The organism is Candidatus Omnitrophota bacterium (assembly GCA_018830005.1).
Lineage (GTDB): Bacteria > Omnitrophota > Gorgyraeia > JAHJTE01 > JAHJTE01 > JAHJTE01.
Window position 1 is genome coordinate 223,161 of sequence record JAHJTE010000003.1, and the last position, 12,781, is coordinate 235,941.

16 protein-coding genes and 2 tRNA genes are annotated in these 12,781 nt (G+C 39.9%); all 18 read right to left on the reverse strand.

Annotated elements, in window-relative coordinates; all coding sequences use genetic code 11:
• Window positions 1–6: 6 nt before the first annotated feature.
• Window positions 7–423, reverse strand: a complete 417-nt coding sequence (locus KJ593_07785; protein ID MBU2541785.1) for an archease — start codon at window positions 421–423, stop codon at window positions 7–9.
• A gap of 101 nt (window positions 424–524) precedes the next feature.
• Window positions 525–597: transfer RNA gene (locus KJ593_07790), tRNA-Lys, on the reverse strand.
• Between the two features lie 53 nt (window positions 598–650).
• A complete protein-coding gene (locus KJ593_07795) occupies window positions 651–1,121 on the reverse strand; it encodes a 4Fe-4S binding protein (GenBank protein MBU2541786.1) in 471 nt (156 codons plus the stop codon).
• Between the two features lie 38 nt (window positions 1,122–1,159).
• Window positions 1,160–1,384 (reverse strand): hypothetical protein, encoded by a 225-nt coding sequence (locus KJ593_07800; GenBank protein MBU2541787.1) that lies wholly within the window; start codon window positions 1,382–1,384, stop codon window positions 1,160–1,162.
• A gap of 17 nt (window positions 1,385–1,401) precedes the next feature.
• A tRNA-Arg gene (locus tag KJ593_07805) sits at window positions 1,402–1,475 on the reverse strand.
• A 114-nt stretch (window positions 1,476–1,589) separates the two neighbouring features.
• The gene (lpxI, locus tag KJ593_07810) at window positions 1,590–2,405 is read right to left on the reverse strand and encodes a UDP-2,3-diacylglucosamine diphosphatase LpxI (GenBank protein ID MBU2541788.1); all 816 of its coding nucleotides are present in this window, start codon (window positions 2,403–2,405) and stop codon (window positions 1,590–1,592) included.
• The gene (lpxA, locus tag KJ593_07815; GenBank protein MBU2541789.1) at window positions 2,396–3,166 is read right to left on the reverse strand and encodes an acyl-ACP--UDP-N-acetylglucosamine O-acyltransferase; all 771 of its coding nucleotides are present in this window, start codon (window positions 3,164–3,166) and stop codon (window positions 2,396–2,398) included. Before lpxA ends, lpxI begins: the two co-directional genes overlap by 10 nt.
• Window positions 3,167–3,186: 20 nt before the next feature.
• Window positions 3,187–4,500 carry a UDP-3-O-acyl-N-acetylglucosamine deacetylase gene (gene lpxC / locus KJ593_07820; GenBank protein ID MBU2541790.1) on the reverse strand — a complete coding sequence of 438 codons (1,314 nt, stop codon included), beginning with the start codon at window positions 4,498–4,500 and terminating at the stop codon, window positions 3,187–3,189.
• Between the two features lie 11 nt (window positions 4,501–4,511).
• Window positions 4,512–5,579, reverse strand: a complete 1,068-nt coding sequence (lpxD, locus tag KJ593_07825; protein ID MBU2541791.1) for a UDP-3-O-(3-hydroxymyristoyl)glucosamine N-acyltransferase — start codon at window positions 5,577–5,579, stop codon at window positions 4,512–4,514.
• A gap of 2 nt (window positions 5,580–5,581) precedes the next feature.
• A complete protein-coding gene (locus KJ593_07830; GenBank protein ID MBU2541792.1) occupies window positions 5,582–6,088 on the reverse strand; it encodes an OmpH family outer membrane protein in 507 nt (168 codons plus the stop codon).
• A gap of 48 nt (window positions 6,089–6,136) precedes the next feature.
• Window positions 6,137–8,482, reverse strand: a complete 2,346-nt coding sequence (gene bamA / locus KJ593_07835; GenBank protein ID MBU2541793.1) for an outer membrane protein assembly factor BamA — start codon at window positions 8,480–8,482, stop codon at window positions 6,137–6,139.
• A complete protein-coding gene (dnaB, locus tag KJ593_07840) occupies window positions 8,454–9,824 on the reverse strand; it encodes a replicative DNA helicase (protein MBU2541794.1) in 1,371 nt (456 codons plus the stop codon). The genes bamA and dnaB overlap by 29 nt, the downstream gene beginning before the upstream one ends.
• Window positions 9,821–10,264: a 50S ribosomal protein L9 gene (gene rplI, locus KJ593_07845; GenBank protein MBU2541795.1), complete on the reverse strand. Its 444-nt coding sequence runs from the start codon at window positions 10,262–10,264 to the stop codon at window positions 9,821–9,823. Before rplI ends, dnaB begins: the two co-directional genes overlap by 4 nt.
• An 81-nt stretch (window positions 10,265–10,345) precedes the next feature.
• Window positions 10,346–10,600 carry a 30S ribosomal protein S18 gene (gene rpsR, locus KJ593_07850; protein ID MBU2541796.1) on the reverse strand — a complete coding sequence of 85 codons (255 nt, stop codon included), beginning with the start codon at window positions 10,598–10,600 and terminating at the stop codon, window positions 10,346–10,348.
• A 68-nt stretch (window positions 10,601–10,668) separates the two neighbouring features.
• On the reverse strand, window positions 10,669–11,118 hold the full coding sequence (gene ssb, locus KJ593_07855; GenBank protein MBU2541797.1) for a single-stranded DNA-binding protein: 450 nt from the start codon (window positions 11,116–11,118) through the stop codon (window positions 10,669–10,671).
• Between the two features lie 28 nt (window positions 11,119–11,146).
• Window positions 11,147–11,491, reverse strand: coding sequence for a 30S ribosomal protein S6 (gene rpsF, locus KJ593_07860; GenBank protein ID MBU2541798.1), 345 nt, complete (start codon window positions 11,489–11,491; stop codon window positions 11,147–11,149).
• A 7-nt stretch (window positions 11,492–11,498) separates the two neighbouring features.
• A complete protein-coding gene (pth, locus tag KJ593_07865; GenBank protein ID MBU2541799.1) occupies window positions 11,499–12,038 on the reverse strand; it encodes an aminoacyl-tRNA hydrolase in 540 nt (179 codons plus the stop codon).
• Window positions 12,035–12,766: a 50S ribosomal protein L25 gene (locus tag KJ593_07870; GenBank protein MBU2541800.1), complete on the reverse strand. Its 732-nt coding sequence runs from the start codon at window positions 12,764–12,766 to the stop codon at window positions 12,035–12,037. Before KJ593_07870 ends, pth begins: the two co-directional genes overlap by 4 nt.
• Window positions 12,767–12,781: the final 15 nt, after the last annotated feature.

Consider the following 12,781-nt stretch of genomic DNA (forward strand, 5'->3'; position numbering starts at 1 on the left):
TATTCTTTATATGTCAAAAATCAGCTGCGCCTGCCAACAATTATCTTTTTTAACTACTTCCAGCATATGATAGGTAACTGCTTTAATTTCAGTCTCTATCGAATAATTTCCTAAATCGGTTCCGACAGCAACAGCCTTTATATGCCTTTGGTCTAATTCTTCTATATTAAATGTTTCAAAAACTATATTCTTGATAGAGGATAAGAATAACAACTCTCCCAACCACTCAACTAAAAGATCCTCAACGCTCTCTGCTTGCTTCTCTATCTCAAATTTTTGGCTTTTGCCTGTCGAGTCTCGTTTCTTACCAACTATAATATCAAACATCCCAACTGCAGCATTGGAAAATAACCCTTTCAGGTCTTCTCCATATGCCTTAATGCCAATATCAGCAGTGTGCTCGATAATTTCGTATTTTTTCACTTTCTTTGCCCCTCGCCTAAACGCTTGTAAATTTTTGACGCTTTGCGTCTAACATTGATTAGGTAGGCTTCGGGATGATTTTTCGCTTTGCAAAAAATCTATGGGCCACGAAGGAGTCGAACCTTCGACCTTGACATTAAGAGTGTCCTGCTCTACCGATTGAGCTAGTGGCCCATTTGCAATATTATAAACTAATTATCTAAAACTATCAACGCTTTAACTTACAACTACTTCTTTATTTTCAAGCTAGACGCCTTACCTATCCTCTCCTGCAAGAACCCCATAGGACATATTGCACACCAGCCTCTATGCCTTGTTATAATACCTAGGATAATTGCAATAACGGTTGTCAACAAACACATCAAAACAAAGACCGAGCCAATAAGAATTGGATTTTGGCCTGCGCGAATGAGACGAAATATCAGAAAACTCATAAACAAGATAAACAAAGAATAACGAAACCACTGCTTCAGGAATATCTTAGGCAAAGGTCTTTTTAGGCTAATCTTGGATAGAACAATATCCAAAAAAGCTCCCCGCGGGCATAGATTCCAGCACCAGTAACGGCCTTTAAAAAAGGATAACGTAAGAAAAAATACCATCATCGCAACAACAAGATAGCCCAGGATAGGAACAAATAGTCCTCCTATTACGATAAGCGGCAAAAACCACATCATTATCCACTGGCTCTTTTTCATATAAACTGCGCTCCTTGCATGAAAAAATCTCTGTCTTTCTAGTTGCTGCTCATTACTTTTACTATTGCTGTGGCGATTATAGCCAATATTGCGGCAATAAAGAGAATAATGGTCTTGTATTTAGTCCAGCGCTTGCGGCTTGCCTCATAGCCTGCGCCGTATACATTCTCGGGCCTATTGCAGCCTACGCGCCATCCTACAATCAGATTAAGGCTATAAGCAATGATAAAGTATAGAACGCAAAATAAAATAAAGATTTTCATTGTTTAGCTATCAACAACGCGCCTGGCAGGACTTGAACCTGCAACGCTCAGTTCCGAAGACTGACGCTCTATCCAATTGAGCTACAGGCGCATTTCCTCATTACTTATAACACACTAAGGCCAAAAACCTCAAAATTAAAGGAATAGGCCTCTGTCTGGAAACCTATTCCTTAATTATAAGCTGAAATTTAATAAAATTAAAGAATTAAACTGCAGTTATTGCTATATTAAATCTATTGGCTAAATTGACTGCCTTTTCGCTTTCGATGACAACGGTCCTGCCTGCCTCAATCCCTATTGCAGTCGCACCAACAGCCTTCATAAGTTTTATTGTTTCAGGCCCTATAACAGGGACATCAAAACGCATATCCTGATTCGGCCTGCTTACCTTTACTACAACTGTACCCTTGCCAACTAATCTAGCAGCACGCCTTATTGTAGCGTTGGTCCCTTCAAAGGCCTCAACAGCAATAATACACTTGTCCTTAATAACAACGCTCTGGCCTATATCTAAACCTGCGATCCTCTTTGCAATATCTAATCCAAAATTAATATCATCTGATTCTTCTCTTGAAGGATTCCTTGCAGTCAAGACTCCTTTTTGAGGCAAATCTTTCTCATTCAAAAAAGAGGTTGAATCTATCAACTCTATTGACTGCCTAGAGAGTAAATCCGCAATAGCAGAAAATATAGTATCTGCCTTCTTATTGGAGATATTAGCTAACAGATGCCTTAACTCCTCGTCCCAGTTAATCCTTTTATCAAAAAGTCGACGTGGACTAATCTGACCTGCCATGACAGCGCGATTTATGCCTTTTGATTTAAAGAACTTTACCATTTTCTTAAATTGCCCGACCTCGACCCAAAGCATATCATCAACTATTGTCTTTAATCCTGGCTTTGTCTCCCCTTTAACTGCCGCAGCAAAGACTTTATAGCCCTTAGTCTTGGCAGCAGAGGAAAACATTAAAGGGAATGCTCCGTTTCCAGCAATTAAACCAATCGAGCCTTCTATCGACATACGCCTCTTTTAGAGTTTTTTATGAAATCAATAAGATAGGATATACTCTGACTAACGCGAATTTGAGCCTTAACTTTTTCGATGGCATGAGGAAAGCTTAATTTTGACATGAACAGTATCTTGAACGACTTTTTTAACTGCATAATTTCTTCCTGACTAACTCCGTTCCTCTTAAGGCCGACCATATTTATTCCGTAGACGCGGGTAGGATGACCATCGCAGGTTGAGAAAGGAGGAATATCCTGAACAACTTTTGAACAACCGCCAATTATAGATAGCCTTCCAACTGTAACGAACTGATGTACAGCAACAAGGCCGCCAATAACAGCCTTATCTTGAATAGTGACATGACCTGCTAACGTTCCGCAATTAGCAATAATACATTCATCACCTACGATACAATCGTGGGCAACATGAGAATAAGCCATAAGCAGATTATTCTTACCGATAACTGTCTTGGAACCGCTTTCCGTGCCCAAATTAACAGTGACATATTCGCGAAATATATTATTCTCACCAATCTCTAAGTAGGTCTTCTCTCCCTGATATTTTAAATCCTGAGGGATACTGCCTAAACAAGCACCAGTAAATATCTTGCAATTTTTGCCAATGCTCGTATGACCTTCAATAACAGCATGCGCCCCGATTCTGCTACCGCTTGCAATTTTAACATCAGGACCAATAAAGCAATAAGGGCCGATTTCAACATCATCGGTCAATTGTGCCTGTTTATCGACTATTGCTGTTTTATGAATGTCCATGTTGATTCCTATCTATAATTCTAAGCTTCCACAAGTGCAAACATCAGATCTGCTTCAGCAACAACCTTGCCGGAAACCAAGGCCTTCGTGTGCACCTGGCCTGTCTTTTTCTTGATCCTTCCTAACTCGACTTCCAAGAATAATGTATCACCCGGGACAACTGTCTTTCTGAATTTTACATTATCTATAGCCATAAAAAAGGCAAGTTTGCCTCTATTCTCTTGCGGATAGAGCATCAAAATCCCGGCAGTCTGCGCCATTGCCTCTACAATCAAAACACCCGGCATAAGAGGCCTACCAGGAAAATGACCAACAAAAAAGTTATCGTTCATCGTAACATTCTTAATGCCTACGGCGCGCTTGCCCTCTTCTAATTCAACAATCCTATCCACAAAAAGGAACGGATAACGATGAGGCAATATCTGCATAATCTCTCTTGCTTCCAGAGTTGATCCTTGAAATTTAACGCTGGATGCAGAAGTAACTCCTCCTAATTCGTATCTATCCTTCTGTTGCTTAAGACGCATTAATAATTTTATATTCGAAGGGTGGCCACTTTTAAAAGCAATGATATGTCCTTTTATAGGAGAACCTAATAAACTTAAATCACCGATTAAGTCCATAATCTTATGGCGCGCAAACTCATCAGCAAAACGCAGTTTATTTTTGATTACCTCTTTATCTCCCACAACCAATGTATTTTCATAAGTTGCACCTTTTCCTAGGCCTTTGCGTTTTAAATCATCTACCTCTTCTTCCAAGCAGAAGGTACGCGAAGGCGCAATCTCCTTTTGAAAAACTTGCGGATTTATAACAAAATCAAGACACTGTGCCCTTAAAAGGTCATGCGGATAACTTAACGTATAAGAAATGCGAAAATCGCCAGCAGGCAAAACAGCAAGAGAGGCCTCATCCTCTTCGATCCAGATAGGCTCTTTTACGCTAAAATATTTCCGAGGTGCTTCCTGAACAATTACACCCGCATCTTGCAAAGCCTGCATAAAATTAGTCCCGCTACCGTCTAGGCCCGGAATCTCATTATTATCTATTTCTACAATAACATTATCGATTTCCAATCCAGAAAATACTGCCATAAGATGCTCAATAGTATGTATCTCGACTCCATTCTGACCAATGCTTGTTCTGCGCGGGTTTTTGTCAATGGATAAGATGTAATTTGCATCTGCGCGAATTACAGGTCGATTTGGCAACTCTGTGCGAACAAACAAGATTCCAGTATTTATAGGTGCGGGCTTAAACCTGACCTTTACTAAATTCCCCGTATGTAGACCTGTTCCTTTCAGACTAATCTCTTTTTTTATTGTTTTTTGCATATCCACGGATTTCACCTATTTTTTCGGAGTCTTTTAATCTCCTCTTTTAACTCTTTAATCTGTTTCTCTAACTCATCTATCTTATTATAAAGTTTAGGCAATCTCTGAACGCAGGCATGAATCCGCATGGCAGTAGCATAAGGCTTGGCAGGAAAACCAAAGACCTTTGTTTTAGCTGGGACAGACTTTGTCACTCCAGATCGTCCTGCCACAATAACGTCATCGCCTACTTCAATGTGGCCAGCTAAACCTGCCTGGCCGGCCAATATTACATTCTTTCCGATTTTAGTGCTTCCGGAAATCCCTACCTGAGCCACAATTATTGAATTCTCACCCACAATAACATTATGAGCAATTTGAACAAGATTATCAATCTTCGTGCCCTTACCAATAATTGTTTTATCAAACCTTGCCCTGTCAATTGTTACGTTAGAGCCGATATCTACATCGTCCTCAATAACCACTGTTCCGATCTGGGGTATATGTTGATGTACCCCTCCAACTGTAGTAAAACCAAAACCTTCAGAACCAATAACACTACCGCTGTGAATAACTACTCTATTGCCGATCGTGATCTTTTCTCTTATGGAAACATTGGGATATATCAGTGTCTGCTTGCCGATTTTAGTCTTAGTGCCAACGAAACAACCAGGATAAATAACTGTTGAATCTCCAATCTCGCACCCATCCTCAATAACTACATAGGCGCCAATACCTACATCCTTACCTAACTTGACTGCCTCTCCTATAATTGCCGCAGGATGAATACCCTTAGGCCTGACCTGTTCATCATTAGAAATAAAAGAAACTACTTTAGAAAATGCCAAGGAAGGATTTTCTACCCGAACAATGGGTTTGGAGGCACTATTTACTTCTTTATCTGTAATTATTGCCGAAGCCTTTGTATCATCCATTAAGGCTAGATATTTAGGATTTGCTATAAATGTTATATCTCCCTTTTTGGCCTCTTTTATGCCGCAGACGCCGCTGATAGTTATGTCGGCATTGCCCACAATCTCTCCGTCAATCAGCTTGGCAATTTCCTTTAATGTCTTGTTCAATTTAAGACTCTGTTGCATTGTTACTTCTTATATTTTTTGTTTAAGGTTTCTATAATCCCGTCTGTTATGTCACTATTTTTTTGGCCATAAAGGAAGAGAGAGTCCACTAAGACAAAGGAACATGCTTCCTTCTTTGCGAGCTCCTCTGCAGACTTTCTGATATCCGCATCAATCTCTCTCAATTTCTCATCTCTTAATTTCCGCAAATCTACACGCATCTTCTGATCAAATTCCTGCAGATTTCTGCTCTTGGTGGCAAGTTCCTTCTGTTTTTTCTCCTGCTCTTTATCTGAAAGAAGGGTAATCTTATCCTGGATTTCCTTTAATTCCTCTATCAGCTTATTTCGTTCTGATTCCTTTGCTTTCATCTTTGTCTCAAGCTCAGCATCAAAGTCCTTGCGCTTGCTGTATTCATCCAAGATACGCATCAAATCAACAGAGCAAATCCTATCTTGCGCAAGGCAAGGATAAGAAAGAACTAAACTCAATACCAATGCTAACAGAAAAACACGTCTTGTTACTTTCATGATAATCCTCCTCCTTAAATTTCTAAAGCAACCTATATATAAACTAGATTAGAATCCACGGCTAAAACTAAAATGAAGCTGACCCTCTTTTTGTTCCTCCCCTGCTTCAACTTGAAGAGGATAACCATAATCCAACTTAAACGGCCCAAGAGGCGTCTTAATCCTCAAACCTACCCCGATACCGGTCTTAAACCCACCCTTGGAAAAATCCTCCATCTTCCTCCAGACGTTTCCTGAATCGATAAAGGCAGCTGCCCTAATATGCTTCCATAATGGATAGAGATATTCAATATTACCTACCAACAACGCTTCACCGCCAATAGGATCATCGGTTACAGTATCAATCGGACCAACCTTTCGTTCATTATATCCGCGAATCGTCTCAGAGCCGCCAGCGAAGAAACGCTCATATATCGGTACATCATCGCTATCACCAAAAGGATTGACAATGCCCAATCTTACTTTAAACATAGCTACTGCTTCACGAGGTAAAGGAAAAAACAAACTTGTAGAATGAGAGAACTTGGTGAAATCCTTATCTGCACCTAGTGGTCCGCCAGTAAATTCAAAACTATTCTGTGACCTTAATCCCTTATGAGGCTCGAATATATTGTCACGGCTATCAAAGGTAGCGCTTAGACCCAAGGTGCTCAATTGATTTTTCCCTTCCTCTTTCTTAAAATCGGCTGTAGCGCTATCATCTATATCGGAGATTTCAATCTCCTCTAACTGATAGAATGTATTTATGTACCAATATTCGGATAATTCTTTTCCCAAGCGCAGAACGCCACCTGCCTTATCTTCTTCATAACCAAATCCAACATCAGTTTCACGCTCACGCTTTTCCTTATAAATATCAAAACCAAAAGATACTGGATAATCAAAAAGCCAGGGCTCTGTAAAACTTAAATCAAACATTTCAGTTATGCTACCAACCGAGGCACGCAATTTTAAATCCTGACCCCCGCCGGTAAAGTAAGGAAAATTTTTCCAGTCAAAATTTTTCTGCTCTAGTTCAACAAAGCCAATAAATTGATCAATTGAGCTGTAGCCGCCTCCAAAACTAAAAGCACCCGTGTGCGTTTCCTTTACCTCTACGATCAAATTACTTTTATTATTCTCCTGCGTAGGCTCTATATCAAAATCTATCCCCTCCAGCTCGTCAAAGAATCCGAGATTATAGAGTCGTTCTTTGGAACGGCGTAATTTAGCTCCGTCAAAGCGGTCTCCTGGCCTTAGACGCAATTGGCGACGGATAACAACATCCTTGGTCTTAATATTACCCCTGACTTTAATAAGATTAACATAGTTGATTTCGTGCTCTGTTATCTTAAAATGTATATCAACCTTTTCTGTTTTCTGGTTCAGACTTGATATAGCGCTCACCTTAGCATATATATATCCTCTATCCATATAGAAACTGCGAATATTAAATTCATCAACCTCCAAACCATTTTGACTGAATACAGCATCGGGCCGCATCTCTTTAGAATATTCCTTTATCTCTTCGGAAGAAAAAGACTCGTTACCTTCAATCGTTATCTTACCTACAAAATAACGCTTACCCTCCTGGATTTTTAACACTATTCTGTACCAACCCAGCCGCAAACTTAAAATCTCTTTATCTATCTTAACATCGCTATATCCCTCACTGCGATAAAAGACGCCTAAACGCTGGATATCCTCTTCCAAAGTAGATTCGTCGAGATAGCCCTTTCTGAATAACCACCAAGCCGAAGGCTTTGTCTTAATCAGGCTTATAATCCTTGAATCAGGAAATGCAGAATTACCTTCAACCTCAACTCTCCTGACGCGAGCACTTAGGCCTTCATCGACTTTAATCGTTATAGTGACTTTATTGTTTTTCTCATCCAGAACAGAGTCATAACTTGTCTGGACCAAGGAAAAGCCTTTGCGTGCATAGATTCGCTTTATTTCATCTAAATCCTGTCGTAACCTCTGCTTATCCAAGTAAGTCTCTTCTTTTGTCTTCATGGATTCTTGCAGTATTCGCTTATGAATACGTCGCGTGCCCTTAAAACGGATAGAACCTATAATCGGTTTTTCTAAAACATGGAAGATTACCCTGACCTTGGTATCTACCTCCTCCAGCTCAATACGCACATCATCAAAATAACCCAAGGCGTATAACCTTTTTATATCGTCTCTGGCAACCTTTACTGAATATTCACTGCCAACCTTGGTCTTTATCTTGGAGATAAGCGTAGATAAACTGACTGTCTTATTGCCGATGATGTCGATTTCCTTAATCTGTTTTTTCTCCCATGCCGCGCCATCATCCTGGGCATAGATTGAGAGACCTAAGGAAAACGTAATAACGAATGCGACAACAAGACTTAAAAGTTTAGATGTGGGAAGGGGCAATATCTTCAAATCTAGTATACTCCTTAATAAATGTTAATTTCATTGAACCAACGGGACCATTTCTTTGTTTGGCGATAATAACATCTGCAATACCTTTATTATCCTCTGTAGGATTGTAATACTCTTCCCTTAGAAGCAAGGTAACTAAATCAGCGTCCTGTTCAATAGCGCCTGATTCTCTTAAATCTGACAATTGTGGCCGACGGTCAGTACGCGACTCAACAGCACGCGATAGCTGACTTATGGCTATCAAAGGAATCCTTAATTCACGTGCTAAGGCCTTTAAGGAACGTGAGATCTCAGATATCTCCTGTTGCTTGCTCTCTGCATTAGACGGCCCGCGCATAAGCTGTAAATAATCAACTACAATTAACTGTATATTATGTTGTGATTTTAATCTGCGTGCTTTGGCACGGAGTTCAAAGATAGATAAAGAAGCTGTATCATCAACGAAAATCTTGGCATCAGATAGTTTGCCTGCCGCCTGGGTCAACCTCGGCCAATCGCTTGCAGAAAGAAAACCCGTTCTTACTCTGTGGGCGTCAACGCGGGCATGTGAACAGATCATGCGCTGGGCTAGCTGCTCCTTAGACATTTCAAGGCTAAAAAATGCAACAGGTATCTTTTCTACCAAGCCCAGATGTTCAGTAATGCCCAAGGCAAAAGAGCTTTTACCCATTGAAGGACGTCCCGCAATCACGATAAAATCCGAAGCCTGCAGTCCTGCTGTACGCACATCAAAATCACTGTATCCTGTAGGCAGGCCCGTAACATGCGCCTTGCGCTGATAAAGCCTATCAATCGTTTCAATACTATTCTTAATAACCTCTTTCAGCGGCAGATTTGAAGACTCTATTCGGCTATCGCTTATGTCAAAGATTAACTGCTCGGCATGATCCAAGACTTCATCAACCTTATTTTCTGCCTCATATGCACTACTTATAATGCGTGTGGCATTAGTAATAAGGCTCCGGAGTACGTTCTTTTCTTTTACAATACGCGCATAGTGACTTACGTTAGTTGTGCTAGGGACTGCATTTGTCAATTCTGTAAGATAAGCAGCCCCGCCGATATCTTCAATCACCTTCTGCCTCTTCAGCTCATCCGCAAGTGTGACTAAATCTATTGCATTGCTGTGACTATAAAGATTTACTAAAGAACGAAAAATCTTCCTATGAATCTCTTTGTAAAAATATTCCTCTTTTGTTACTTCCATGCCAGCATGGAGCGCGTCTTCATCAATAATCATTGAACCTAACAGGGCCATCTCTGCCTCTATGTTATTAGGGTTAGTACGTAAGGCTGACACTGTTGGTTCTTTCTGTTTAGTGTTTTGAGCGCGTTTCTTCATTTTTTAACTATCCAAATTTTTATCTTGGCTACAATGTCATATTTTAAACGGACTTCTATTTCATAAATACCCAACTCTTTAATAGCCTGCTCCATTAGTACATTATTCGGCTGGATGTCTATGCCCTCAAGTTTGACTGCCTCTACTATTTCTTCTTTGGAAACGCCTGCATAGAGTTTTTCTTCTTCGTTAGTAGCAACAGGGATAGTAAAGGATTTTCCGCTTAAGCTGCTACAAATCTCTTTATAATGACTCTTATCTTTTTCTCCCGCCAGTTTTTTAGCCTTCTTTTCTTTTTCGATTTTTTCTAAATTAGCCTGCGTTACTCTAAAGGCTAAATTTTTGGGTAAGAGATAATTTCTTGCATAACCAGCTTTAACCTTAACTACATCATAGGCCTTACCTAATTTTGGGATATCATTACGTAATATAATCTCCATTGTCTTAATCCTTTTGCTAAATCTGCTTTTCTAGAATTCTTATAGGGCCCTGCGAAAATCATGAATGTGATTTTATAGGGCCTAGCGTGTATAAGGTAGCAATGCTACAAATCTAGCCCTTTTAATCGCTTGGCTTAAACTTCTTTGGTGTTTTGCGCAATTACCTGTAATGCGGCTTGAGATAATCTTACCGCGCTCATTGATAAACCTCTCGAGAAATTTTATATTTTTATAGTCCATCTCTATGGATTTATCCCGACATAATCTACAGACCTTTTTCCTCAAAAATAAATTTCTCTTCTTGAACTTATTATCAAGCTTCCTTCTCTTAAACAATTATTTCCTCCTTTGATGAGCACATAATTTATTGGCTATTTATGTAGAACTAAAGGTTATATGTGAACCTAAGAAACATCCTCGTCCACTGACCAGGAAGGATCTAGACCATAGTCTGTCTGGACGCTATCTTGCTTAGCTGGTTCTTTTTCTTCAGTCGTCTGGACTGATGCATCTTGTCCCTTGGAAGCTCCTCCTAAAAATTGCACACGTTCAGCCCTAACTTCTAATACATTTCTTTTACTTCCATCCTGCGCCTGCCAAGAACGCGACTGCAATCTTCCTTCCACAAAAATTGGCCTGCCCTTCTGGAGATACTGATTGCATACCTCAGCCTGTTTATTCCAGGTAACAACCGTAACAAAACAGACCTCGTCCTTTTGCTGCCCTTCTTTATCTTTGAATCTGCGATTTGTAGCAATGCGCAAATTGGCTACAGCAGTACCTGAAGGGGTATAGCGCAGTTCAGGATCTCGGGTTAAGTTTCCGATTAAAAACACCTTGTTAAAATTAGCCATGTTATCTCTCCCTCAATGAGGGCACAATTTAGCTTGCGCTTTTGACGCTTACTAAGCCCTGACTCCTTTTGACGATTAATACCCTAATTATTGAATCATTTAATTTAAATTCGCTTCTTAACTGAGTTATCGCCTCTGAAGCTATTTTAAAGTTAACTAAATAAAATAAGGCCTCGCCATATCTTTTTAGGCCACCGCTTGTCAAGGCAGAGCTAATATTAAAGGCAAGCCTCTTCTTTTCAGCCCAAATATCAGAGACCTCTATCTGGCCGCCCTTTTTGTCGATGGCATCCCTTATCTTATCAAACACAACTTTTCTTTCTTCTTCCGATAAATCTGGCCTCATCAAGATCATTGCTTCATAATTATTCATAAATCAATTAACCCCCATTCTTTATCCATTCACAAATTTTTTTTTCTGCATCTTCAATAATTTGAGGAAACTCTCTTTTTTCTCTCGGATTAAATTTAGATAAGACATATTCACTCACATCAGAGCTTGCATCAAGACATCTTCCAATACCAATCTTTAAACGACTAAAATCATTTCTGCCTAAAGCATTTATTATTGAACGCATTCCGCGATGACCCGCATCAGAACCTTTATTTTTAAGTCTAATCTTTCCGAAGGCTAAATCCAAACAATCGCAGATAACAAGTAAATCACCTATTTCGATATCTTTCTCTAGCATAAAAGGAGAAAGGCTTAAGCCGCAAATATTCATAAATCTAAGTGACTTAAAAAGGAGAACTCTCCTACCGCAAATTTGGCCACTTGCGATTCTAGCCCTTGCCTTAACATTGGTCCTAAATCTTATGCTATTATCCTCAGCAAGTGAGTCTATGACTTTAAAACCGATATTATGACGCGTATCCCTGTACTTGGCAGTTGGATTGCCTAAACCAACAATCAATCTCATTCTTTAGTTTTTTCCTTTGGCTTTTCCTTAACTTCCGGCGCTTCTTTTCCCTCCTCTTCGCCTTTCTCCTTCTTCTCCTTTATTACCTCAGGCTCTTGTGCGCCTTCAGCCGCCTCGCCTTCAACCGCCTCCTCAGGTGGCGCTTCCTCTTTAATCGGAGCTGCAACAGATACTACAACCATTTCTGGATCCTGCAAGAAAACAACGCCTGCAGGCAATTTCAAATCCTTAACATGGATATTATCTCCTATGTTAAGCGAGGTCACATCAACCTCTATTTTCTCAGGCATATTCCTGGGTAAACATTTAATCTCCAATTCCCATAATTGATGTTCTAATGCCCCGCTATCCTGTTTAACGCCTATGGGCTCACCTTTAGCTATTATAGGTACTTTTACGGTGATTTCTTCCGTAAGTGAAATCTCATGAAAATCTACATGCAAGATAGTATCCAATACCGGATCATACTGGATATCCTTTATGATAACGTAGTGTTCTTTATGTTTTTTAGCGTCACTTGCCTCATCGCGAATCTTCAAATTCACAATAACGTTTTCAGCAGGATGAGTTCCTATTGCCCTTTGAAAACAAGTTCTGTCAATACTTAAGACATGATTGGCCTTATCTGAATACACCACTGCCGGGATAAGCTTAGCGCGCCTTAAGGCCTTAACCTTAGACTTTCCTTTCTCTTTACGCAAAGATACTTCTAATTGAATCTCCTCCATAAATCCTCCAACGAA

Coding starts and splice junctions, on each gene's coding strand:
- KJ593_07795 (MBU2541786.1), bottom strand. CDS start 1,121: ATGAAAAAGAGCCAGTGGATAATGATGTGGTTTTTGCCGCTTATCGTA.
- KJ593_07800 (MBU2541787.1), bottom strand. CDS start 1,384: ATGAAAATCTTTATTTTATTTTGCGTTCTATACTTTATCATTGCTTAT.
- lpxI (MBU2541788.1), bottom strand. CDS start 2,405: ATGTCGATAGAAGGCTCGATTGGTTTAATTGCTGGAAACGGAGCATTC.
- lpxA (MBU2541789.1), bottom strand. CDS start 3,166: ATGGACATTCATAAAACAGCAATAGTCGATAAACAGGCACAATTGACC.
- lpxC (MBU2541790.1), bottom strand. CDS start 4,500: ATGCAAAAAACAATAAAAAAAGAGATTAGTCTGAAAGGAACAGGTCTA.
- lpxD (MBU2541791.1), bottom strand. CDS start 5,579: ATGCAACAGAGTCTTAAATTGAACAAGACATTAAAGGAAATTGCCAAG.
- KJ593_07830 (MBU2541792.1), bottom strand. CDS start 6,088: ATGAAAGTAACAAGACGTGTTTTTCTGTTAGCATTGGTATTGAGTTTA.
- dnaB (MBU2541794.1), bottom strand. CDS start 9,824: ATGAAGAAACGCGCTCAAAACACTAAACAGAAAGAACCAACAGTGTCA.
- rplI (MBU2541795.1), bottom strand. CDS start 10,264: ATGGAGATTATATTACGTAATGATATCCCAAAATTAGGTAAGGCCTAT.
- ssb (MBU2541797.1), bottom strand. CDS start 11,118: ATGGCTAATTTTAACAAGGTGTTTTTAATCGGAAACTTAACCCGAGAT.
- rpsF (MBU2541798.1), bottom strand. CDS start 11,491: ATGAATAATTATGAAGCAATGATCTTGATGAGGCCAGATTTATCGGAA.
- pth (MBU2541799.1), bottom strand. CDS start 12,038: ATGAGATTGATTGTTGGTTTAGGCAATCCAACTGCCAAGTACAGGGAT.
- KJ593_07870 (MBU2541800.1), bottom strand. CDS start 12,766: ATGGAGGAGATTCAATTAGAAGTATCTTTGCGTAAAGAGAAAGGAAAG.